At 36.9% G+C, this 25,357-nt stretch carries 23 protein-coding genes; 4 read left to right on the top strand and 19 right to left on the bottom strand.

Annotated features, from left to right (window positions below; all coding sequences use genetic code 11):
• Positions 1-54 precede the first annotated feature (54 nt).
• The 17 genes from holA to U8519_RS03075 form a co-directional block, all read right to left on the bottom strand.
• Complete coding sequence (gene holA / locus U8519_RS02995) at positions 55-1,068, bottom strand: DNA polymerase III subunit delta (protein WP_334328839.1); 1,014 nt, start codon at positions 1,066-1,068, stop codon at positions 55-57.
• On the bottom strand, positions 1,043-3,295 hold the full coding sequence (locus U8519_RS03000) for a DNA internalization-related competence protein ComEC/Rec2 (protein WP_334328840.1): 2,253 nt from the start codon (positions 3,293-3,295) through the stop codon (positions 1,043-1,045). Before U8519_RS03000 ends, holA begins: the two co-directional genes overlap by 26 nt.
• Positions 3,292-3,921 (bottom strand): helix-hairpin-helix domain-containing protein, encoded by a 630-nt coding sequence (locus U8519_RS03005; RefSeq protein WP_334328841.1) that lies wholly within the window; start codon positions 3,919-3,921, stop codon positions 3,292-3,294. The genes U8519_RS03000 and U8519_RS03005 overlap by 4 nt, the downstream gene beginning before the upstream one ends.
• A 63-nt stretch (positions 3,922-3,984) precedes the next feature.
• Positions 3,985-5,034 carry a SepM family pheromone-processing serine protease gene (locus tag U8519_RS03010; RefSeq protein WP_334328842.1) on the bottom strand — a complete coding sequence of 350 codons (1,050 nt, stop codon included), beginning with the start codon at positions 5,032-5,034 and terminating at the stop codon, positions 3,985-3,987.
• 5 nt (positions 5,035-5,039) lie between these two features.
• Positions 5,040-5,531: a pantetheine-phosphate adenylyltransferase gene (gene coaD, locus U8519_RS03015; protein WP_334328843.1), complete on the bottom strand. Its 492-nt coding sequence runs from the start codon at positions 5,529-5,531 to the stop codon at positions 5,040-5,042.
• A gap of 1 nt (position 5,532) precedes the next feature.
• On the bottom strand, positions 5,533-6,084 hold the full coding sequence (gene rsmD / locus U8519_RS03020) for a 16S rRNA (guanine(966)-N(2))-methyltransferase RsmD (RefSeq protein WP_334328844.1): 552 nt from the start codon (positions 6,082-6,084) through the stop codon (positions 5,533-5,535).
• 7 nt (positions 6,085-6,091) lie between these two features.
• Positions 6,092-6,364 (bottom strand): YlbG family protein, encoded by a 273-nt coding sequence (locus tag U8519_RS03025; protein WP_334328845.1) that lies wholly within the window; start codon positions 6,362-6,364, stop codon positions 6,092-6,094.
• Positions 6,365-6,368: 4 nt separating this feature from the next.
• Entirely contained in the window at positions 6,369-7,550 is a 1,182-nt protein-coding gene (locus tag U8519_RS03030) for an FtsW/RodA/SpoVE family cell cycle protein (protein ID WP_334328846.1), read from the bottom strand.
• A gap of 236 nt (positions 7,551-7,786) precedes the next feature.
• Positions 7,787-9,637 (bottom strand): translational GTPase TypA, encoded by a 1,851-nt coding sequence (gene typA, locus U8519_RS03035; protein WP_334328847.1) that lies wholly within the window; start codon positions 9,635-9,637, stop codon positions 7,787-7,789.
• Between the two features lie 71 nt (positions 9,638-9,708).
• Complete coding sequence (locus tag U8519_RS03040) at positions 9,709-10,491, bottom strand: inositol monophosphatase family protein (RefSeq protein ID WP_334328848.1); 783 nt, start codon at positions 10,489-10,491, stop codon at positions 9,709-9,711.
• Positions 10,475-10,768 (bottom strand): UPF0223 family protein, encoded by a 294-nt coding sequence (locus U8519_RS03045; RefSeq protein ID WP_334328849.1) that lies wholly within the window; start codon positions 10,766-10,768, stop codon positions 10,475-10,477. Before U8519_RS03045 ends, U8519_RS03040 begins: the two co-directional genes overlap by 17 nt.
• A 207-nt stretch (positions 10,769-10,975) precedes the next feature.
• Positions 10,976-12,403, bottom strand: a complete 1,428-nt coding sequence (gene lpdA / locus U8519_RS03050; protein ID WP_334328850.1) for a dihydrolipoyl dehydrogenase — start codon at positions 12,401-12,403, stop codon at positions 10,976-10,978.
• Positions 12,404-12,405: 2 nt separating this feature from the next.
• Entirely contained in the window at positions 12,406-13,701 is a 1,296-nt protein-coding gene (locus tag U8519_RS03055) for a 2-oxo acid dehydrogenase subunit E2 (protein WP_334328851.1), read from the bottom strand.
• Between the two features lie 31 nt (positions 13,702-13,732).
• Positions 13,733-14,710 carry an alpha-ketoacid dehydrogenase subunit beta gene (locus tag U8519_RS03060; RefSeq protein ID WP_334328852.1) on the bottom strand — a complete coding sequence of 326 codons (978 nt, stop codon included), beginning with the start codon at positions 14,708-14,710 and terminating at the stop codon, positions 13,733-13,735.
• 2 nt (positions 14,711-14,712) lie between these two features.
• A complete protein-coding gene (locus U8519_RS03065) occupies positions 14,713-15,816 on the bottom strand; it encodes a thiamine pyrophosphate-dependent dehydrogenase E1 component subunit alpha (protein WP_334328853.1) in 1,104 nt (367 codons plus the stop codon).
• A 148-nt stretch (positions 15,817-15,964) separates the two neighbouring features.
• Positions 15,965-16,963, bottom strand: a complete 999-nt coding sequence (locus U8519_RS03070) for a D-2-hydroxyacid dehydrogenase (RefSeq protein ID WP_334328854.1) — start codon at positions 16,961-16,963, stop codon at positions 15,965-15,967.
• Positions 16,964-17,115: 152 nt separating this feature from the next.
• A complete protein-coding gene (locus U8519_RS03075) occupies positions 17,116-17,892 on the bottom strand; it encodes a hypothetical protein (RefSeq protein ID WP_334328855.1) in 777 nt (258 codons plus the stop codon).
• A 173-nt stretch (positions 17,893-18,065) separates the two neighbouring features.
• Between U8519_RS03075 and def the strand changes: the two genes are divergently transcribed.
• The 4 genes from def (at position 18,066) to U8519_RS03095 (ending at position 21,760) form a co-directional block, all read left to right on the top strand.
• On the top strand, positions 18,066-18,626 hold the full coding sequence (def, locus tag U8519_RS03080) for a peptide deformylase (protein ID WP_334328856.1): 561 nt from the start codon (positions 18,066-18,068) through the stop codon (positions 18,624-18,626).
• Between the two features lie 170 nt (positions 18,627-18,796).
• Entirely contained in the window at positions 18,797-19,009 is a 213-nt protein-coding gene (locus U8519_RS03085; RefSeq protein WP_334328857.1) for a DNA-directed RNA polymerase subunit epsilon, read from the top strand.
• A 3-nt stretch (positions 19,010-19,012) separates the two neighbouring features.
• Entirely contained in the window at positions 19,013-20,704 is a 1,692-nt protein-coding gene (rnjA, locus tag U8519_RS03090) for a ribonuclease J1 (protein ID WP_334328858.1), read from the top strand.
• A 99-nt stretch (positions 20,705-20,803) separates the two neighbouring features.
• A complete protein-coding gene (locus U8519_RS03095) occupies positions 20,804-21,760 on the top strand; it encodes a diacylglycerol/lipid kinase family protein (RefSeq protein WP_334328859.1) in 957 nt (318 codons plus the stop codon).
• Positions 21,761-22,326: 566 nt separating this feature from the next.
• On the opposite strand, the gene recD2 is transcribed toward U8519_RS03095, so the two are convergent.
• Both recD2 and U8519_RS03105 read right to left on the bottom strand, forming a co-directional pair.
• Positions 22,327-24,720, bottom strand: coding sequence for an SF1B family DNA helicase RecD2 (recD2, locus tag U8519_RS03100; RefSeq protein ID WP_334328860.1), 2,394 nt, complete (start codon positions 24,718-24,720; stop codon positions 22,327-22,329).
• Complete coding sequence (locus U8519_RS03105) at positions 24,707-25,351, bottom strand: tetratricopeptide repeat protein (RefSeq protein ID WP_334328861.1); 645 nt, start codon at positions 25,349-25,351, stop codon at positions 24,707-24,709. Before U8519_RS03105 ends, recD2 begins: the two co-directional genes overlap by 14 nt.
• Positions 25,352-25,357: the final 6 nt, after the last annotated feature.

A 25,357-nucleotide genomic window follows, 5' to 3' on the forward strand; every position in this document is an offset into this window, starting at 1 on the left:
TTTTGCCCCAAAATACCCGTTATCGCCTTAAATGCGACAACGGGTATTTTGGGTTTAAGCAAACTTAGCAATGAAGAGATCAAATAATAGTTCCTTATCCCCTTGTCCTGACTTGATTTGATAATCTAAATCGACAATCGAATGAAACATCTCTGTTAATTGAGGTATTCCCATATTACGAGATTGCTTCAATGTCATTTTTACTCGGTAAGGATGCAACTTTAGATTTTTAGCGATTGTTGATTCAGTTAATCCCCGGTTACTTAATACTTTAGTTTGGATCAATGTTCTTAATTGCGACATTATTATTGCTACTAACAGGATTGGATCTATCTTTTGCAACAAGAATTGATGATATAATTCTTCAGCCTGATAGACATTCTTACCTAAAATTTGATTCATCAATTCAAAAACATTATCGTCCAGACTTTGAGGAACTAGTTCATTCACAGCTTTCAAATCAATTTTTTTCGACTGCAGAGCATACAACTTGAGTTTGTTCATTTGATTAATGATCTGCGAATAATTACCTTGCGTCTTATTGATCAACAGCTCTAAAGCGTCATTGTCGATCTGATATCCGTCAGATTGCAAAAAATTACGGATAGTTTTAACTAATAAATGGCTGTCCATCTGACTGGCATCAATATTAGTTGCTACTTTTTTCAGTTGTTTAACTATTTTTTTACGAGCATCCAACTTCGGATACGTAGCAAAGATAACTAATATCGTTGAGGGCGTTGGATTCTGTATGTATCTAGTTAAGAGATCTACATTTTGATCGACTGAGTTTTTCACTTTTTCTGCTGTTAAGAAATATGGACGTTCAACAAAGACTAATCTTTTTTCACCAAAAAACGGTGCAGAAATAGCTTCATTGATCATGTCATCCAACGAGGTTTCTTCCAGATCAAAGCTCGAAAAATTCATATCACGTTCTTCTGGCAACAATAGGTTTTTGAATTCTTCTTGAATATCTTTGATAAATACTTGTTCATTCCCGGTTACGAAATAAACATTATCAATTTTATTTTCTTTTAAATTACGTTTTAATTCCGCTATCTTCAACTACTTCACCCTTTAAAAATGTCGATATTCCATTTTTATTATTAAATGGATAATAATACCAAATAATCATACCATAATCAGCCGTATTCAAATGAATAACTCGGTTTTTATCGAATGTTTCAATGGTCTCTTTATTGGGATGACCATAGCGATTGTTTACCCCAGCGGAAATAAAAGCCCACTTAGGAGCAATCTGCTTAATAAAATCATCCCCACTTGATGTTTTAGAACCATGATGACCCGCTTTTAAATAGTCGACCTTGAAGTTTTGCTCAGAAATTATTTTTTTCTCTCCTTCGATATCCAAATCTCCGGTAAATAACCACTTAGTCCCATTGATATTAGCCAGAAGTGTTAATGAATCACCATTTTCTCCAATTGATCGTACTTTGGGCCACAAAATATGCCATTTAATCTTTGCCTCTTCAAACTGATCACCTGTCTTTAAAGAATTAAATTTTATCTGCGGATTGTGAACGATCAGTTCAGAAATAATTTTATTTTGTTCCAATCCTGTTCCAAAATTAATTTCTCTAATAGGAAATCTGTCCACTAAAGTATTTAAATTACCGATATGGTCCACATCCTTATGAGAAAGAAAAACTTTATCGATTTTACTTATTCCCTGCCGTTTTAAATACGGAATGGTAGATAACTCTACCTGATTAAGTGACTTTCTCTCTTGCCATTTTTTCTTAGGAAAGCCCAATTTACCACCAGTATCGATCAAATAGGTTTTTCGAAGCAATGGTGTAGTGATCAAGATACTATCTCCCTGACCGACATCGATCATTGAAACCTTACCTTGAAGCGGATATTTATTGCTGATAATACACAATGACAGAATCACCAGATAACTGCTCAGTAACTTCCTATTGATTCCCTTGCGTTCAGCAATGAATAAACCCAATACTATTAAAACAATCACTGCCAATAGTGGGATCGTACCAGTTATAAATTCATATTCATTCCTATGTGCAACTTTGTTGATCAATGAATAGATAACTTCAAATACCGTATTAAAATAGTGCCAAATACTACTGTTAACAGTAAAAGCCGAAACTATTGTCACTGGCAAAATAAAGAAGCTAAATATCGGTACAAAGATTATATTTGCTAATAAGATCAACCAGCTGAACTGGTAGGTTGCATAAATAATGATCGGCAAACTAACCAGGTTCATTTTAATCGTACTGATCATCATATTGCCATCATACAAATACAACAATGCAAATGATAATAGAAAACTTAACTGTCCACCCATCCCCATCATCGAATATGGATTGATCAATAGACAAATAGCAACGGTTAAACCAAATATCGAGCTTTTACTCCAACTCAGATCCAATTTCTGCGCCACTATTCCTACGATCGCCAGCACTATTGCTCGCCAAATGCCAGGCTTTGAACCCACTAGTATTGCGTACATTGGCAAAATCAACAGCATTATTGTATCGATAGATTCTCTAGTGATTTTTAAAAACGAACCTGTTTTTCTAATCATTGAAAGTAAAATCAATACATGTAATCCAGACAAACTGAATAAATGAATAATTCCTAAGGTACTTAAATCACTTAAAAAATCTGGTTCTTCGTTATTGTTGTAACCTAGCAATAAACTGTTTGCGTTAATCCGTAACCACTTTGGAAGTTGGGAGAATTTCTGGATTAGATGTATTCGTAAAACATTTAATTTATCTTTATAAGTTAAATTGGTTTTGGGAGCAATACTAATTATTTCATCAACAAAAAACCTGTACTTGATTCGATTGTGTTCTAAATATTTCGCATAATTGAATTCTCCTGGATTCCTAGGTGGATTAATTTTATCAATTGATTTGATTTTTATTTTAAGCTCAACTATCTCATTTAAATTTTGTAAACGGTGTTTTTCCTCTTCAGTCTTAATCCGATAATAAACTTGAAATTTATCCTTATCGTTAGAGCCAATTCCAGTAAGGACGTCGCCAGAAACCTTAATGTTATCCGGAGATAGAAAAACAGTTTCCACATCTTTTGGATAATGGTCATCATTATTAACTATTTGCGCATAAATAGCGAATGCCACACCAGCAACAATTGTTAATAGTAATAATTTTATATTTTTTAATAATAAAATTCTTAAAACTAATATTATAGTAAGAAAAATCAAAAAATAACTGTGCTCAAAAACTAGAGCAACCACCAGACAGCAAAAAATAGCTGGAAAAAGTAAATAATCTTTCATACAGTCAATTGATCACGTAAAGATTCCAAAGTTTTATCACCAATTCCCGAGACCTTAGTTAAATCTTCTAAATTATTGAAATTACCATTTTGATTTCTATAATCAATGATTTTTTCTGCTTTTTTAGGACCAATACCTGTTACCTTCTGAAAATCCTCTACCTGAGCTGTATTTATATTTACTTGTTTATCTTCAGCTCCTGAATTCGTTACGTTGGACGTTACCGTATTATTATTGGACTCTCCAATTTTGGGTACGATAATTTGCATTTGATCCGTCACTCGTTGAGCCTGATTGATTGATCTGGTATCCGCCCCGTCAGTGAAACCACCAGCCCTTCCAATCGCCTCTTGAACAATGGAATTAGGCTTTAAACGATATACCCCTGGTACCTTCACAGCACCTTGAATATCAACAGCAACTTCCTTATTAACTTTTTTTGACTCTTTTTTTGGAGTTGTTTTTACATCTTCCTTTGACACCGGTTGCTCCATTCTCACTGCCGGAGCAACATTAGTACTAGGTCCTTTAGAAAAAGCCATCTGATATATCCCAAATCCAGATAATATCACGACTAATCCAATCAATATTTTATTTTCAACAATATAATCTAATACTTTGTCCATTTTTATCACCTCTTAAAAAATTACGTAAAAAAAGACCCAGATATTTAATCTAGGTCTTAATAATTATTTAGAAGTTTTTTCGAGGTACTTAATTGCATCATCTAAGCTCTTAACTGGAACAATTTTCATCTTAGTGTGAATCTTCTTCGCAGCTCGTTTAGCCAAATGATAGTTATTGACGTACGTTGGATCATATTTTTTGATTAGTTTTGTTACCGGATCATCAGGTGCGAAGAAGATCGTGGCGCCTTCTTGTGACGCTGCATAGACCTTCTTCTCAATTCCACCGATCGGACCAACAGTTCCATCAGGTGCAATCGTTCCTGTACCAGCAACAATACGTCCATTTTTCAAGTTCTTATTAGCAATTTGTGAATATACTTGTAATGTAAACATCAACCCAGCAGAAGGTCCGCCAATGTCACCAGCATTGATCTTAGTTGGTGGGTTTCCCTTAGCTTCTGTATTGTCGGTTAAAGTAATTCCTAAGCCATAGCGCTTAGTTTGCTTGAGCTTGACCAAGCCTGCACTAGCAGTTTTTTTCTTGCCATCCCTCAAAAAATTAATTTTAATAGTTGAAGTCTTTTTTTGCTTCTTAACATACTTTATAAATTGGTCGGCATTCTTAAATTTATAACCATTGATCGATGTAATGGTATCACCAATTTGTAATTTGTCTTTAAACTTAGAGTTATCCAACACGTCCATTACATAAACGCCTAAGTATTTCTTGGTAAACGGCTTCTTAGCTGCTGAATACGCCGCCTGAATAGCATTATTCTGAGCCGATTTCATGTAATACTGCTGCACTCGGAAATACTCTTGGCTATTTTCATCCCCCATTAGATCTTCTCGAGAATAAATAGTTTCAAAGTCATTTCCCAACGACTTCAGCATGGTGAACGGAGATCCAGGAACAATTCCAACTGTTGTAAGTAAGTAGTCTCCCTTTTTCTTATCATGCTTACCATTGACCTTCACAAATTGTGAAGTTGATTCAGCACTACCAGGAACTTCTAAGTAATACCCCGTAGGCATTACGAAAAAAGCAACTACCATGACAAAAATAAATATTCCACCAATTACTTTGTTTCTGGTTTTATTGAATTTCAATTGACTTAATCCTTCCGCAATCGTTTTGTCAATTCAGTTGCTACCGCATGTGGCACAAGATGAGAAATATTCCCATTGAATTTGGCAACTTCTTTTATCATTGATGATGATATATTAGCATACTTTGAATCAGCCAATAAAAATATTGTTTCAATATTATCATCCAATGTCTTATTAACTGCTGCAATCCCAGCTTCATAGACGAAATCATCGCCACTGCGCATAGATCTGACTAGAAACTGTGCGTGATATTCGTTAGCGAGTTTAGTCGTAAGCTGTCCATTACCGTTAATTACTTCAACATTGTTTAAATCTTTTATTTCATTTTCAATGAAGTGCTTCTTCTCTTCATATGTGAACATATAGTTCTTGGAAGTATTAGTCATCGTCGCTACGATTAACTTATCAAATAGCTTAGACGAGCGCCGAATAATATCCAAATGACCATTTGTTACTGGATCAAAACTTCCAGCATATATCCCAATTCTGTCTGCCATGCTAGCCTCCAAACTTGTACAGTGCTACTTTAGTATCTTTGTAATTTTTCTCTCGAATCAAGCTGACCTTATCAAAGTCGCTTAAATCAACATCATAATCTGTTTCGTCAACAATAATTGCATCGTCTGTCAGCAAGTTATTTTCGACCATATCTTTGATTATCTGTTCAGTTATCTTCATACGATAAGGTGGATCTAAGAAGACCAAATCAAATTGCACACCAAGCTCCGCAAACTTCTTCAAAGCCTCTGTGGCAGCTGATTTAGTCACTACAAACTGATCCTCAGCGTGAGTCTTATCAATATTTTCTTTGATAGTGTTAATTGCCTTATATGCTTTATCCACTAGATAAGCTTTCTCATACCCTCGAGAAACAGCCTCGATTCCCAAGCTGCCAGTTCCGGCAAATAGATCCAATGCATTGCCATAATTCATATAGGGTGAAATCATACTAAAGACGGCTTCTTTAACTTTTGCAGAAGTAGGTCTTGTATTATTTCCGGGAACAGGTTTTAAATTTAAACCACCAAATTTTCCAGATACTACTTTCATCTAATAATTACTCCTCTAAATTATCTCGTTTATCTGCATCACTTTTGAGCACGAAATGTTCGTCCAACTCTTTGCGGTGAGCCATCGTAACTCTCTTGACGTAATTCTTTGAAATCAATTCTTTTTTGACTTCAGCAGCACGACTTGCGTTCACATAGATCAAAATGTACTTCATCTTAGGTGAGACATAATGAATCGTACCAAATCGTTGAAGTTTCTTCTTCCACTTCATTGAGTAGACCCAGACATACATTGCCTGACGCTCCACTTTTTTATACATAAAATCACCTTTGTTCTTGTTTATTAAAAATTTCAGTTGCTTCTAAATTCATAACGATTCCCATCGCAGCTGACAAGATAAGCAAACTAGATCCACCATAACTAATAAATGGTAATGTAACACCTGTCAACGGAATTAGTCCTAGCAATCCACCCACATTCAACACTGTCTGTGCCATAAGCATTACAGCCACACCGTAGTAAACCAATGAATGATAAGTATTCTTAGTCCTGATTCCTAATAAAATTATTCGCATTACAACTAATGCCAACAATCCCAAAACTACTACATCACCTAATAGCCCTAACTCCTCACTGATAATCGCCATAATGAAGTCAGTATGAGGCTCAGGCAGATAACCACGTTTTTGAATACTATTACCTAGACCAACACCGAATAATCCCCCATTACTAATCGCATAAAACGAATTAACTAACTGATTACCCGCCGTTTGTTCCAATTTAAATGGATGTAGCATCGCCATGAAACGTTGGAATTGATATGACTTTGCAATAGAAGCTGGTTGTACTTTGATAATAAATGTTACTACTGCCGACACTAAAACGATCAGTGAGGTATTCAATGTAGCAATAAATCTACCTGGTATTGAAGATGAAGAAACTAAGATCAAAGTTATCAAACTTAATATGGCTGCGCCACCAAAATCAGGTTGAAAAAGTACAAGTAAAATAACTACCATAACCGTTAAGATAGGAACTTGAATCTCTTTCCAAATAGTCTTTAGTGATTGTTTATCAAGAAGTTTTGTTTCTTTATTAGTCAAAACTAACGCTAAATACAAAATTAAAGCTATCTTAGCCATTTCTAGTGGTTGATAATTGAATGGACCTATGGGAATCCAAGCTGATGCACCGTTTATCTTACTGCTTGGGTGTAGCTTACCAACAATAATCAGGGCCATCAACGGCAATATTACTAAGACGGCCATTACTAGCCCTATCAATCCTTGATTTTTCAAAACTCGTTCTTTGAGCATGAAAAAAATAAAACAAAAGAACAATCCTAAGACAGCATATATACTTTGCTTGATTAAATACTGGTTTGAACTTCCTCCTGTCGACATGGCATTATAAAAGCTGGCAGAGTATACCATAACCACACCGATACCTAAAAGGAGAAGATATGGGATCAAGATCCATAAATCTATTTTCCTTAATTTTTTCACATTTTTACTCCTAAAATCTAATACTAAGATTATACCACTGATGAATTTACAGATGTAGAAAACGAAATGTGCTAAGGATTTGCTGAAGACAAGTTATGTGTAAGAAATTCTACTTAATGAAAAATAATAATTTTATTTTATATTTGCAAAAAAAAAGCCCGTTATGGCAACGGATAGATGATGTATCCAAATTGCTATAACGAGCTATTAATGATATTAGTATCTATAAAGTCTTACTAAGCCTTCTTAGACATCTTTCTTTGCTTGTCATACTTCTTACGTTCGTTTGTGTTAAGAATCTTCTTACGTAGTCTTACACTCTTAGGTGTTACTTCACAAAGTTCGTCTTCGTTTAGGAATTCGATTGATTGTTCTAGTGACATTTCCTTAGGTGTCTTGATAGCAGCAGCGTGATCCTTACCAGCAGCACGAGTATTTGTAAGGTTCTTACCCTTTGTAACAGTAACAGCGATATCTTGATCACGGTTACTTTCACCAACGATCATGCCTTCGTATACTTCAACACCGGCACCGATGAACAATTGTCCACGGTCTTCTACTGATTGCAAACTGTATGTAGTTGAAGGACCTTGGTTGATTGAAACCAAAGCACCAGTTCTTCTACCTGGTTCCCAATTCTTAACAACTGGTTTGTATTCCTCATAAGTATGATTCATGATACCGTAACCACCAGTCATTGATAAGAACTCTGTTGAGTAACCGATCAATCCACGTGAAGGTGCTGAGAAGATCAAACGTGTTTGACCATTTCCAGTACTTTCCATGTTCTTCATATCACCTTTTCTTTGTGACATTGAATCAATAACAGATCCAACATATTGATCAGGTGTATCAATTGTAACTTCCTCAAATGGTTCGCTGTTTACGCCATCAATGTTCTTGTAAATAACTTCTGGACGAGATAGTTGTAATTCGAATCCTTCACGTCTCATCTCTTCAACAAGGATTGACAAGTGAAGTTCACCACGTCCTGAAACCATCCAAGCACCAGCTTGATCAGTATCTTCAACTTTTAGAGAAACATCAGTATGTAGTTGTTTCTTTAGACGTTCTTCGATCTTTCTAGCTGTAACTTCTGTACCTTCACGACCAGCGAAAGGTGAGTTGTTTTGTAGGAACATCATTTGTAGTGTTGGTTCATCAATACGTAGCAATGGTAGAGCTTCTTCGTGGTCAACTGGACAAACAGTTTCACCAACGTAGATATCTTCCATACCAGAAACAGCGATTAAATCTCCAGCCTTAGCTTCGTTAACTTCAACACGGTCAAGTCCCATGAAACCAAAGATCTTAGTAACACGGAAGTTCTTAGTTGAACCATCAAGTTTCATAACTGTAACGTTATCACCGATCTTGATCTTTCCACGGAATACACGTCCGATACCAATACGACCAACATAATCGTTGTAATCAAGCAAAGCAACTTGGAATTGTAGAGGTTCGTCTGAGTTATCGATAGGAGCAGGAATTGTCTTAAGAATAGTGTCAAACAATGGATTCATTGTGTGTTCTTGCTTAGCAGGATCTGAATCATAACTTGATGTACCGTTGATAGCTGAAGCATAAATAACAGGGAAATCAAGTTGTGAATCGTCAGCACCTAATTCGATGAACAATTCAAGAACTTCATCAACAACTTCTTCAGGACGAGCACCTGGTCTATCAATCTTGTTGATAACAACGATTGGTGTAAGGTGTTGTTCCAAGGCCTTCTTCAAAACAAAACGTGTTTGTGGCATTGTTCCTTCATAAGCATCGACAACAAGTAGAACACCATCAACCATCTTCATGATACGTTCAACTTCACCACCGAAGTCCGCGTGTCCTGGTGTATCCAAAATATTGATCTTCTTACCGTCATAATCAACAGCAGTATTCTTTGAAAGAATTGTGATACCACGTTCCTTTTCAATGGCGTTAGTATCCATTGCACGATCTTGGATTTGGTAATGTTCGCCTAATGTATCTGATTGTTTTAGCATTTCATTAACTAAGGTAGTCTTACCGTGGTCAACGTGGGCGATAATGGCAATATTTCTAATATCTTCTCTTCTTTTTTCAGTCAAAGTATTTCTTCCTTCCATAAACGACAATAATAATCACTTGCAATAAAAAAACTGTGATTGTAATTCACAGTTCAGTCACAATTTTTAACCGTCTTAAGCACTTCAGAAACAACGTTCTGCGTGCCAGCTATTACGACTTGTGATTTTAGCATATTTACAGGGGTATCGTCAACACTTGTGACCTTTAAACCTGCACCTTCACACAATACTCGTCCAGCTGCTAAATCCCACGGAGCTAAATATGACATGTACATAACTTCTTTACCTAATAATAAATGTTCAAAAATTATTCCAGCGCTACCATAAACGCGTAAACCACTGCTCTTCTTAACTACTTCTTGAGTATTAAGATAATTGTTTAACGCCATAGGGGCACTTATATCAACTAATCCATCTTGTAATATTTTATCTTCTGGTTCATTTATTTTTTTATCATCACAGTATATCCCATAACCTGGTCCACCATGAAAAATTTTCTTTTGCATAACATCGATGATTCCACCAATATATGGCTGGCCATCTAAATAAACACCGATCATTGAAGCAAAATCGTCACCACGTTTGACAAAATTCATCGTACCATCGATTGGATCAACGAAGAAGACTAATCCATCCATATTCTCAACAACGTCGCCATATCCTTCCTCACTAACAATGGTAGCCTCTGGATATGCCTCTTTGATCATTGAAACAATAAACTTCTCAGTCGACTTATCAAAATTAGTCACCAAATCATTTCGATTTTTTTTAGTATCAACTAATTTATTTTTTGTTGTATCGATGATTAAGCTACGTCCAACATCTTCCAAAACTTCTACAACAAATTTGTCTATTTCCTTAGTTGTTATTTCCATTATAAATCCTGACTTTCCCATTATTCTGAGTTTTTTGACTCTGTTTGAATACTTGATAGATCGAATAACCTGACTCTAATTCAAAATACTTATCCAATTGCTTTTGTTCCATTTTCATTGGAACAACTTGTTGAAAGGTTCGATACTTTTGTAAGAAGTCTTCCCGCTTTATTCCGTGCTCATATGCCATTTCCACTGCATTATAAAGTGCAATTACCTTGACGATCTCATCCTGATTCCAATCGCTATTCAACGGATAACTGTAATTTTCTTGCATCAGTATATTTGCCCCTTTGCTTCATATTTAACTCTTCCACTCTAAACGAGTTACAGGGTACAACTTTCTACGTTTACTACAAATAATACGAGCGTCACTTCGTGGCACTCATATTATTTAAGTAATCCTCAAAAGTTACCGTACCCTTCCACTCTCTCTACTATACAAAAAAAGCGATGCAATTGCATCGCTTAAGTGTTAATAACATTAAATATGTGTAGGATATCCAATTAGAATATCGGCTGCTTCTTGAATTGGTTCGCCTAATGTTGGATGTGGGTGAATTGTCAATGCAATATCTTCTGCATTCAATTGGCAATTTACAGCAACACTCAACTCAGAAATCAAGTCACTTGCACCAGGTCCAACGATTTGTCCACCTAGTAATGTGCCTGTTTCTTTGTCAGCAATCAATTTAACGAATCCTTCTGCAGCATCCAAACTTACGGCACGAGCATTACCAGCAAATGGGAACTTAGCTACATTTACGTCAATACCCTTGTCTTTAGCTTCTGTTTGAGTAATACCAACAGTAGCTAATTCTGGATCTGTAAAGCAGACTGCAGGAACGCCAATATAATCGTTTTCTGTATTTTTACCAGAGATTGCTCCAGCAACAGTCTTAGCTTCAAAGAATGCCTTGTGAGCCAAAGCTGGTCCAGCTACGATATCACCAATAGCCCAAATATGGTCAACTGATGTGCGACCTTGTTTGTCTACTTCAACTAAGCCACGATCTGACAATTTAACATTTGTCATTTCTAGACCGAAGTTGTCTGTGTTTGGACGACGTCCAACAGTTACCATGCAGTAATCTGCATCAACAGTTGTTGGTTTGCCATCGATTTCGTATGTAACTGAAACACCATTGTCAGTTTCTTTGCTTTCCTTAGCCATGGCATTTGTAATAATTGTTACACCTTTCTTTTCAAGGTTCTTCTTAACAATTGAAACCATGTCTTTTTCGAAGTTAGGAATGATTTGTGGTGATCCTTCAAGGATTGTTACGTGTGAACCTAAGTCAGCATATGCACCGGCTAATTCTGTACCTACGTAGCCACCACCAATGATTACAAATTCTTTTGGTACTTCAGGAAGATTTAAACCACCAGTTGAGTCGATGACACGGTCACCAAACTTGAATCCACGAATTTCAATTGGACGACTACCAGTAGCCAAGATCAAGTTCTTGAACTTGATAGTTTGGCCGCCACCGTTATCCATGAATTGACGTGGGCCACTTGGCATAACACGCAATTGATTATCGTTATCCAAATAAGCCTCACCGTTGATCAATTCAACGTGATGTTTCTTAAGTAACATTTCAACACCGCTTGTCATACGAGCAACAACTTTTTCGTTCTTCCAAGCTTGTGTCTTAGCGAAGTCAATAACTGCGTCACTTGTAGTAATACCGTAAGTTGATGAGTCTTTGGCTTGTTGTAGTCTATGTCCAGCTGTAATAAGTGCCTTTGAAGGAACACATCCAACGTTTAGACATACACCACCAACTGTATCTGATTTTTCAATAACTGTAACTGATTGTCCTAATTCGGAAGCTCTAATAGCGGCAACGTAGCCACCAGGGCCTGAACCAATGATAACAGTATCTTTTTCAATAACATTCTCAGCCATAACTAGCCCTCCATTAGTAACATGTCTGGTTCATGCAACAATTTCTTTAATAGATTCAATGCGTTTTGTGCTAAAGCACCATCGATCAATCTGTGATCGTATGTCAATGAAAGTTTCAACATCTTACCAACGGCAATGTTTCCATCATCATCAACGTATGGTTCGTTAGCAATCTTACCAACACCTAGAATAGCAACTTCGGGTTGGTTGATAACTGGTGTAAACCAGCCGCCACCGATTGATCCAACGTTACTAATAGTGATTGAACCACCTGACATTGACTTAGCATTTAGCTTATTGTCATATGCAGCTTGTGTATTTTCTGTGATTTCTTTGGCAATTTCAAACATACCCTTAGAATCAGCATTCTTGATATTTGGTACATACAAACCATGATCAGTGTTTGTAGCAATACCAACATTGTAGTAATGCTTGTAAACAATCTCATCAGTTGTGTTATCAATTGATGCATTGAATTCTGGATATTCTTTCATTACGGCAACTAAGGCCTTTACGATATAAGGCAAGAATGTTAGTTTGATGTCTCTATCAGCGGCAACTGCCTTGTACTTCTTACGGTTAGCCATCAATGTTGAAACTTCAACGTCATCAAAACTTGTAACGTGTGGAGCGATGTCTTTACTACTACGCATTGCCTTAGCAATAGCTTTTCTAGTCATACTCATCTTTTCACGTGTTTCAAGTTCTGGTTCGTCAGACTTGTAAGGTTTAACTGCTGGGCCGGCTGCCTTTGCGGCTGGTGCAGCTTCTGCAGCAGCAGGTTGTGCACTTGCGGCTGGTGCTCCAGCTTTGTATGAGTCAACGTCAGCTTTAGTGATTTGACCATGTTTGCCACTTGGTGTTACTAGTGATAAGTCAACACCTTGGTCTCTTGCATATTGACGAACTGATGGCATAGCCAAGTAGTTATCATTTGCGGATCCAGTTGCTTCTGCAGCTGGTGCGGCTTCTGCTTTGTCTTCTGCAGGTGCTTCAGACTTAGCTTCTTCCTTAGTATCTGCTGTTGGAGCTTCGTCGTCGTCATCACCAGTATCTGGAGATCCATCATCAATAATAATTAATGTAGCTCCGATTTCTACAGTGTCACCCTCTTGAGCAACGATTTTCTTTACGGTACCTGATACAGGTGAAGGTAATTCTTCAACTGATTTGTCATTTTGGATTTCTACAAGTGAGTCGTCTTCCTTGACTGTATCTCCCTCTTTGACAAGCCAGCTAGCGATTTCACCTTCGGCCATCCCTTCGCCTAATTCTGGTAGTTTAAATTTGTAAGCCATGGCTGGTTTCCTTCCTTTCTATCTGTAACCTTTAGTAATTTAAAATCTCATTTACTTTTTCTTCAATCTCATCTGCGCCCGGAATCCAGTAATCTTCACTTTGAGCAAATGGATAAACACTATTTGGAGCAGCCACTCTACCAACTGGTGCATCTAGCGAAAGTACAGCACCTTCAGCGATTGCTGAAGCAACTTGTGCTCCAACTCCTGCCATCTTTTGTGCTTCTTGAACGATTACAACTTTGTGAGTCTTTTCAATTGATTTGAAGATTGTTTCTGTATCGATTGGTGATACAGTTCTTAAGTCGATAACTTCAACAGAAATATCCTTATCTGCAAGTTTTTCAGCAACTTTCTTAGCTTCATTGACTTCAGCACCATATGCCACGATAGTAATATCATTACCTTCGCGAACAACATTTGCTTTGTCCAATGGAACTGTGTACTTGCCATCAGGAATATCGTCTTTCATTGAACGATATAACTTCAAGTTTTCCATAAATAGTACGGGGTCATTGTTTTCAACTGATGAAATCAATAGTCCCTTAGCATCGTATGGGTTACTTGGCATTACAACACGTAGTCCAGGTGCACCAGTGAAGTAGTTTTCCAAGTTATCAGCGTGCATTTCAGCTGTATGTGTACCACCACCATAAGGTGTACGAATTGTTATAGGTGATGTCTTTTCTCCGTCAAAACGGAAACGCATTCTAGCTTCTTGTCCAACGATTTGATCGATTGCTTCAAATGAGAATCCCATAAATTGAATTTCAGGGATTGGACGCCAACCTGTTAAACCTAAACCAGTTGCTAATCCTAAGATTCCTGATTCAGCTAAAGGAGTATCGAAGACACGTTCTTCACCGTATTTGTCTTGAAGGCCTTGTGTGGTTCTGAATACACCACCGTTTTTACCAACATCTTCACCGAAGATCAATGTCTTTGGATCGTCTTCCAAGACAATGTCTAGAGCATCAGTGATTGCTTGAATATAGGTTTTCTTTGCCATCTTTACTTCGACTCCTTTGCTTCAAATTTTTCAATTTCTTTTTTCATTTCTGGAGTTGGAATTTCGAATGTACGTTTCAACATATCTGAAACTTTATCAGCTGGAACATCATCGGCTTTCTTAATATCTTCCTTGAATGATGCTTTGTATTCTTCAACTAACTTATCTTCTTGTTCTTCTGACCAGAGACCCTTATCTTCAAGAACTTTTCTCAAACGAATAAGTGGGTCTTTATCGAACCAAGGTTGTGTTTCTTCCTTTGTTCTGTAACGCTTAGGATCATCACCAGCACTTGAGTGAGCACCATAACGATATGTAAGTGTTTCGATCATAACTGGTCCATTACCAGCAACCATGTAATCACGTGCAGCTTTAGCAACACGGTAACAAGCTAAGATATCCATACCATCAACTTGAACAGATGGAATACCTGCAGCAACAGCCTTTTGAGCTAATGTTGGAGCAGCAGTTTGTTTCCTACGAGGTGTTGAAATGGCAAATCCATTGTTTTGAACGATGAACAATGCAGGAACTTGGAATGCTCCAGCGAAGTTCATACCTTCATAACTATCACCTTGAGAAGTACCACCGTCACCAGTGTATGTAAATGCAATAGCATCTTCTTCTTTATTCTTCTTAATACCCATAGCAACACCGGCAGCTTCGTTGTATGCAGCACCAATAATAATTTGTGGCATCATTGAGCGAGCCTTGAACTTATTGCCTATTACATGTCCTCTTGACCATAGATATGCCTCAGTAACAGTGGCCCCGTGTTGAATTAATTGTGGAACATCACGGTATGCAGGCAACAAGTAATCTTGATCCTTCATTGCCAATACAGTACCCATTTCAGATGCTTCCTCACCCTCAGTAGGTGCATAGAATCCCATACGTCCTTGACGTGAGAAGTTCATAGTCTGTTCATGCAAAGCACGTTCCCAGACCATTTTTTTCATAAATTCTACTAAGTCATCATCAGAAAATGAATCGAATGCAGCTTGATCTACAACTTCAGCGTTTTCATTCAGAATCTGAATAGGCTTCGGTACATTAGTTAAATCATTTTTAATTGCTTCAAAATCAACAATTGGTTCGTTTGCCATTCTCCACAGTCCTTTCATAAAGAAACTAACCCTTGTGAATCTGTAAGGGCTTTCACATAAATTTAGTTTACCATTGATGTGTTAAAAAACAAGGCAATTCAAAGGTTTTCACGAAAAAAATTTTCAGAAAAGTTTGTGAAAATTTTAACTATTTGTCTAAGTCAATCTCATTCCCTGATGTACCAGTGTTTAACTCATCTACCATTGAATTCAATGAAATTGTTGCCATATTCTTTACAGCTTTTGTAGTGTAAAAGGCAATATGCGGTGTAAGGATGATTCTTGGACTCTGAATCAGTTTTTCAAGCAATTTATCGTCTAATTCTTGATCAGTTCTATCAGTATTGAAAATACCTACTTCATTTTCGTAGACGTCTAATACAGCGCCATATAGCTTACCGTTAGCAACGGCATCGTATAAATCTTGGGTGTTGATCAAATCACCACGACCAGTATTTACTACTACGGCATCATCTTTCATTTCAGCAATCGTCTTCGCATTGATCACTGTATTACCCTTGCCCAAACTTGGAAGATGCAATGTAACAACATCAGCTTGTTTCAGTAACTCATCCAATGTATCCACATACATGCCTTTTTTATCTAATTCGTCATTGCGATACTTGTCATAGGCAATGACCTTTGCTCCAAAACCTTCATAGATCTTGATTGCGGCACGGCCAATCCTACCAGTACCAGCAACTCCAACCGTTAATTGATTTAATTCACGTCCAATGTCTGGTGCCCATTCAAAATCATATTGATCGACCTTGCGAATCATATGTTTCATATTACGCAATAATGCCATTAAGCCAGTTACAGAATATTCTGCGATTGCCTCAGGTGAATAACTAGGCACATTAGTCAATCTGATATCGTTCTTCTTTAATGCTTCGAATGGAACATTATCTACCCCGACATTTCTCAATGAGATAACGTGAATTCCATATTCATTCATTTTATCGAAAACAACCGGATCGTATGGCAATTGTTGATAAGCAACAATCCCATCAAATCCATTGGCCAATTCTACTGTTTCAGGTGTTAATAGCTCTTGAACGATTTTTACTTCTACTTTATTTATCTTTGCCCACTCTTCAATGTACTTCTTTTCATCGTCTCTAACACCGTAATCAATAAGTCTCATAATGAATCCTCCTAAAATGAATTAAATTTTCTGGTAGCGCTAACATACAAATTAAATTTTAGCATGTAATTAACTGATTTTCCTAACTATTTGAATGTGAAAAAAAGAACAAGGACCATGTTTTGTCCCTGTTCTTTCTTAAAAAAATTTTTTTAAATATCATTATTATCGTCGTCATGATTTTGATAGTTTGAATAACTATAACCATCATAAAATCCATTATCATAATTGTCCGGAGCGTAATCTGCACCTGCAGAATTAATTATGAAATAGATAAGCATACTTAAAATAAAAATGGCAAATCCAAAAAACATCAATTCACCAAAAAACTCACTCTTAACATCCCACCATTTCGAACTCTTAGCATCTTTAACATTCACACTATATAAAATTGGACGCACCAAGAGGTTTGAAATATTTACCAAACCATCTATTTGAGTATCAATACCGCCGGATCTGATCCCATTCATTTTGCCAAGAGTAATCTTCCAGAATTTGTAATCAGTTATATAAAATTGCGACAGTTCCGATGGAACAAAACCCACTCGACCTTGATTATGATACAAAATAATTAGATTATCCTTGTTTTCATTATAATCAGGCCATTCCTTCAAGATGCTCTCAGCATCTTCGTCGTAAAATTTAATTCCTAAATACTTATATATCTTGTCACTATCATCCGGTTTAGTAGGATCATCATCCAAAATAGCAACATATAAGTTCTGAATCTTCTTCCCAGTTTGTAGGCGATCATTGATTTCGTTGATTTCATCATATTGTTTTTGAGTCACCACTTGATGTTCTTCATAAATATATCGACCAAGATTAGGACCATCCTTAAATGAACCATCTACCTGATTCGTCGTTACAAGTAATATTAAGAAAAAGAAAATTAACTCCCCTATCATTAAACATGCTCGTTTGATCATGACTTTTCTCCCCTGAAAAGTATTATTTTGTTTTATTATATTCCAAATAAGGTAAAATGTTGCTGGTAAAAAAGTTTTTCTTAGATTTACTCAAAATTTTCTGGAAATTAATTTATAATGTAAGTACTTGTATTTTTTAATTTAATAAATTCAAATATAACTTGGAGGAAAATATGTATTTAATGAAAGATATCGTCCGTGATGGCGATCCAGTTTTAAGAAAAGTATCTCAAGATGTAAAGTTCCCATTGAGCGATGAGGATAGACAATTAGCTCATGACATGATGGAATATCTAGTTAATAGTCAAGATGAAAAGTTTGCTGAAAAACACCAACTACGTGCTGGTGTAGGTTTGGCTGCCCCTCAAGTAGGTGTATCAAAAATGATGGCTTCTGTATTGGTTCCTAATGAAGAGGATCCTGACAAGCCACTTCTAAAAATCACTTTGATTAATCCTGTTATCGTAAGAAACTCAGTTCAAAACGCAGCTCTATCTGAAGGTGAAGGTTGCCTATCAGTTGATAAAGACGTTCCTGGATTCGTACCACGTGCTGATCGTATTACTATCAAATATGATGATTTCGACGGTAACCAACAAACTCTACGCGTTAGAGATTATCCTGCTATCGTTTGTCAACATGAGATCGATCATCTAAACGGTCACTTATACTACGACAAGATCAATAAGAAGGCTCCATTTGACCTTGATCCAAGTACTGTCGTCCTCTCATAATTACACTCATATCAATATACTTAGACCTACATATATGTTAAAATTATGCTAACTGTTGATATTTCAACCAAATGGACTGGAAAATGCTGCAACGAAACTGACTTGTTTCGTTGATTTTTAAAAGTAAAAATAGCCACTTATACGTGACTTAATTAAAGGAGAAATTATAAGTGATTTATAAAGTTTTATACCAAGAAAGTGAATTAGATAACCCCCGTCGTGAATCTACACAATCAATTTACGTTGACGCTCAATCAAGTATTGAAGTACGTCAAGCAGTTGAAAAAAATACGGACTATCATATTGAATTTATTCAAGAACTTGATGAACAACATCTTGAATACGAACAAAAAAGTCCAAATTACAAACTTACGGAGTTTTAGTTAATGACCGTAAAAGTTAAAAATAACGAAGTTTCCGTTTTTGCCATCGGGGGCCTTGGCGAAATCGGTAAAAATATGTACGGTGTTCAATATCAAGACGAACTTGTTATTATTGATGCCGGAATTAAATTCCCAGAAGATGAACTTCTAGGTATCGACTACGTAATCTCTGATTACAGCTACTTAGTTGAAAATCAAGATAAGATCAAGGGCTTGTTTATCACCCATGGTCATGAAGACCACATCGGTGGCATTCCTTACCTATTACAACAACTTCCAAACATACCAGTTTATGCCGGTCCATTAGCTTGTGCATTGATCAATGGTAAGTTGGAAGAACACGGATTAGTTAAGTCTACTAAGATGAATGTCATCAATGAAGACACTGTTGTTAAGTTTCCTAAACTTAGTGTTTCATTCTTCAGAACGACTCATTCAATTCCTGATACACTCGGTGTTGCTGTTCACACACCACAAGGTATCATCGTTGAAACTGGTGACTTCAAGTTTGACTTAACACCTGTTGCCGGCCTACCCGCTCCAAACTTACAACGTATGGCTCAACTTGGACAAGAAGGCGTACTTTGCTTACTATCTGATAGTACAAACGCTGAAATACCAACATTTTCCAAGTCCGAACGTTCAGTTGGCCTAACGATTCATCAAATATTTGAAACTATCCAAGGACGAATTATTTTCGCTACCTTCGCTTCAAATATCTACCGTGTTTCTCAAGCTGTTGATGCGGCCATGCAACAAGGTAGAAAGATTGCCGTCTTCGGACGAAGTATGGAACAAGCCATTGCCAACGGTCGTGAATTAGGATATCTAAATATTCCTGATGAAATGATAATCGATCCGCATGAATTGAACCGTACTCCTGCCAACGAAACATTGATCCTATGTACTGGATCACAAGGTGAACCACTTGCTGCTCTAAGTAGAATTGCCAATGGTACTCACCGTCAAATCACTATTCAACCTGGTGATACTGTTATCTTCTCAAGTAACCCTATTCCTGGTAACACAATCAGTGTTAACCACTTGATCAACCAACTTTCAGAAGCTGGTGCAGAGGTTATCCATGGTAAGGTAAACAATATCCACGCTTCAGGTCACGGTGGTCAAACAGAACAAGAATTGATGCTTCGCCTTATGAAGCCTAAGTTCTTCATGCCAATCCACGGTGAATATAGAATGTTGAAGATCCACACTGAACTAGCAGAATTGTGTGACGTTCCAATGGATCACTCATTCCTACTAGAAAACGGCGATGTTCTCGCTTTGACAAGTGATTCTGCTAGAGTAGCTGGTCACTTCCCTGCTGGAGACGTTTATGTCGATGGTAAGGGTGTCGGTGATATCGGTAATGTTGTTATCCATGACCGTCAAGTTCTTTCAGAAGAGGGAATGGTCGTAGTTGTAGCAACGATCGATTATCAAAAGCACATTGTTTTGGCTGGTCCTGATATTCTTTCTAGAGGTTTCGTATACATGCGTGAATCTGGAGAATTGATCAACCAAGCTCAAAAACGTGTCTTCCACCTAATCAAGAATGCCTTTGATGACGAAGATAATAAGGTCACCGAAGCAGCACTCAAACGTATCATCATTGAAGGATTACAAGAATTCTTGTACAAACGTACAGCTAGAAATCCTGTCATCTTACCAATGTTGATTTCAACTTCAATTTAGATTTCAAAAGTAGATCTTCGGATCTACTTTTTTTGTTTCCTCAATTTAGTGATTTATGATTTAATGGAAACATAGTTGTTTTTTTGAGGGGAAAATTGTATGTCAAAAGTTAGTAAATTAGAAATCATCTTGAATGAACGTGCTGGTAACGGTCAATCCACCAGAACTTGGAAAAAAGTTGAAACTTATTTAAATAGAACTGGAATAAGTTATCAAATTCATACAACCAAGAAAAATGGTGATGGTGTAAGAATAGCAAAGTACCTTGCCGATAATTTGGAAGATCATGCACGAATCATTGTTCTTGGTGGTGACGGAACTCTCAATCAATCCTTAAACGGCGTTAAACAATCCCATAATCAGGATACTCCCTTAGGATATATTCCTGGAGGATCTGGCAATGACTTCAGTCGTGGAATCAAAATAAAAAAGCAGAATCCAATCATTCTGCTTCAAAAAATACTAGCAATGAATGAACCCAATACAATTGACATTGGTAAGGCAAATTTCAATGATCAGACAAAGTATTTTGTAAATAATATCGGTATTGGACTCGATGCTTTCACCGTCTATGAAACCAATCATTCTAAAAGAAAAGATTTATTGAATAAAATGAAGCTTGGTACTCTGGCTTACGTTTCCAGTTTAGTAACTGTTATCAAAAACCAGGATTCTTTCCCATTAGACGTTACGATCGATGGTGTGACCAAGCACTTCAATGATGCATATATCGTTTCAGCCACTAATCATCCCTACTTCGGTGGCGGAGTTGCTATTGATCCACTTGCAACTCCATTCGACCAAAAACTAGATCTGGTGGTAGTCCATAAGATATCTGGATTAACCTTCGTTAAATTGTTTACTGAATTATTTGCTAACGGATCTCATCTGAAAGATAAGAACGTTTGGCACACTCAGGTAAAATCATATCATCTAACTAGCTATGCTCCTGAACACGGTCAAATGGATGGCGAAGAACTAGGTAAGCATAACTTTGATATTGATTTTCATGTCGATCGTCATGATTTTTGGATTCCATTAGAGATGGATATATAGTTTATTTCGCTTCCATTTCCGTTTCCGCTTCCGGTCAGCAGTAATTACATCTGTAGCAGGAACGTCCTGAGCCACAAAGCGGTCTCATGACTCGCTTTCTTGCTTTGCAAAAATCGCAAATCCAGAAAGTCGTCCAGTGCTGTAAATGCGGAAAATCACCGCATTAACACCACTTTTGCTACTGATTCCATTACTGCTGACCTCCAGCTAAATTTAATATATTTATTGAATGGTTATATTTCAGATTTTTTCTGAGATATAACCATTTTTTGTATTATTGAATTAAGATTGAGATACAAAAAAAATCCCTCTATGGATGAAACCATAAAAGGATTAATAAAATATACTATTTAAGTTATCACAAAATAGAATCGACATGTTATTAGTACATAACATAACTAGCGAAGATCAACAATGGAATCAGCTGTAAAAAGTGTACTTAGCGATTTTATCGCTTAGTACAATTGGACACTACAGGCTTCCAAGCGAGGTTGAAAACAAAGTTTGAAACCGGTCCTACAGCAGATGGAATTGTTGACCTTCGTTAGTGGCAATAACTACCAAATTTATTTTTTCATAAAATCAAACGGAGTAACATTCTCCATCCCAATCATCGGATCAATAGAACTGTTCATTACCATATCTAATGTCAGAATATAATCCTTAGGCTGATCCGGTTCAACAATTTCTTCTTTAGTCTCAGGAGCATCCGTTTTATCAGGTTTTACTTTGAATGTTTCAAAAACACGTTCCTTCAAAGTGGTATTACGTTCTGAAGATTGGTCAGTGATAGAACGCTCAAAGGCTGACCTGTCACCTACCATGATCAGCAACTTACGTGATCGAGTGATGGCGGTATAAAGCAGATTACGACGCAACATGCGTGATTCTTCGTTAACTAAGGGCAAGATCACCATTTCAAATTCAGAACCTTGTGCTTTATGAATTGAAGTACAATATGCCAAAGAAATATTGGTCCAATCTTTTCGATCCAGTGTCACTTCGTTGCCATCAAAGTCGATCACTAGTTTATCAACGTGATCGGTATTCTCCTTGGCGAGCAATATACCGACGATCTTACCGATCTCACCATTGAAGACATTATCTTCAGGGGTATTGACCAAATACACGACCTTATCTTTAATACGGTAATGTACATTCCCCATAGCCACTTGCTTGCGCTTAGGCATCATTGGATTAACTACATCTTGGATCGTCTGATTTAAATTATCGATTCCCGCGATACCACGATACATTGGCGCTAGAACTTGAACGTCAGAAATATCAAATCCTCTTTCACTGGATTTACTAATGATCTGCGACAACACTTCTGGAACATTACGACTATTACTGCGAATGTAACTACGATCTGATTTATTTACAAAAATATCATCATTCACTATACCTTCATTCACGTCATGTGCTAATTGAATAATCGTTGAATTTTCATCCTGACGATGAATATCTTTCAGAATAGTTGTTGGGAAGACGCCACTGTTGATCAAATCTGAGAATATTTGACCTGGACCTACAGATGGTAGTTGATCTTTATCACCTACCAAAACAACTTGTGTGCCTGGTTGCACTGCAGTTATCAAAGTCCTAAATAACTTAGTATCAACCATAGACATCTCATCGATGATCAATAACTTACAGTCCAAAGTTGGTTCCGCATATTCATCGTCTTCCGTACCGGTCAATCCCAATAATCGATGAATCGTCATTGCTGGCAAGCCAGTTGACTCTCCCATATGCTTCGCTGCTCGACCAGTCGGCGCTGCCAAGGCAATTGCGTAGTCCTCCGATGCTGGATCTAAAGTTGCATCGTTGAGTTTGGCATACGCCGCTACTATTCCATTGATGATCGTTGTTTTACCAGTTCCGGGACCACCAGTAAGCAAGAATAGTGAATGGGTCAATGATTGTTTAATAGCTTCTTCTTGTGAAGGGTCATATTTGACCTTAAACATTTTTTCAACATGCTTTAATTCTTTTTTGAATTCTTTATCTTTCCAAGATACGCCCTTATAAGTATCCGTGATCATCTTTAATGACTGAGCTATCGACCATTCAGCATCAAAATAATTTTTGTCGTAAACGCGATCATCTTCAACTAACAGTACGCCATCGTTAACAAGATCTCTCAAACAGTTAGCAATCTTCTCACCTAATTCAGCACCATTTTGGTTACCTGATTGTAAGACCCCTATTGCGCGTTTTAAGAGCTCTTCCTTATTAATGTAAGTATCTCCACTACTTTGGATTAAAACTGTCACAAACTGCACTAAGGCACCTTTGATACGACGTGGGTCATCTTCAGGTATTCCTAAGCGTTTAGCTAACTCATCAGCACGCTTAAATCCAATTCCCTTTACTTCGGTAACCAACCTATATGGATCTTCATTGATGATCTCGAGAGTCTTCACTCCATACTTTTGATAGATCCTAGCTCCCAAGACATTTCCAAATCCAAAATTATTCAACTGGTACAAGACTTGCTCAGTTTGATGATTTTTGGAAATTTGTTCAACAATTGCATTGGTCTTCTCTTCACCGAGCTTCAAAAAATCTAAAGCATTAGGATCTTGCAGGATCTTATCAATTGCATCAGTTCCCAATTTATCAACGATTTTTTCGGCTTTTTTCTTACCAATGCCAGGAAATTCTTCACCGGAAAAGAAATTTATCAATTCCTTACGGCCATTAGGACGACTATGCTGATAAGTATCTGCCTGAAATTGCTTACCATACTTAGGATGATCGACCATGCGGCCTTCAAACTTGTATTCTTCCTCTTCGGATATCTCACCAAAACTACCAGTAACGACAATGTCACTGCCATCCCAATCAGTATTGGTTTTTTTGATTTTTATTGTAAAAATCTTGAATAAGTTTTCAGGATTCTCAAAAAAAATAGCTTTGACAGTGCCAATGAAATATTCTTTTTCACTTTCTGTCATCGCTATCTCCTGTCTTTGTTAAAAATTGTTGTAGATTGGACAATTTCTTTTCATTCTTCAAATAATATTTTTCATCTAGTTTTTTAGATTTATCCAAATATGGTTGATAATCTTGATCCAAATTCATTGCACACAGCGCCATATTAAAATAGTATTTTGCAGTGGGTTTAATGGCATTGGCCTTTTTATAGTAGTTCATGGCCTCATCAAAATTACCATTAGATAACAACAAATCAGCCATCAGTTCCAAGCCACCGATATCTTCTGAGTTCTTCTCAGTTGCTGTCAAAGCATAAACGATTGCCAATTGTTTCTTACCTTGTTCATCCAACGTCTTAGCTTGCATGAAGTAAGCTTCAAAACCATAATCATCCTGAATCAATTTTTGAAAAATATTACTTGCTTTGTCATACTTTGCGGCCATGAAATAAACATTACCCAAATTATAACGAAGGTCTTTTTCATTAGGAAAATTGGTCAAAGAACGCAATAACAATTCTTCAGCTTGTTCTAGATCACCAACTTGTACTAAATAAGCTGATAGCTTCAATACCTTGCTCAGTTGTTTGTCATTTGTATTTAAGTCTTTAACTAATTTTTTTATTTCATTTTCAATTTGTTTCTTATCCATTTAATA

Origin of the sequence: Companilactobacillus sp. HBUAS59699, from assembly GCF_036913575.1 — a bacterium.
Taxonomy (GTDB): domain Bacteria; phylum Bacillota; class Bacilli; order Lactobacillales; family Lactobacillaceae; genus Companilactobacillus.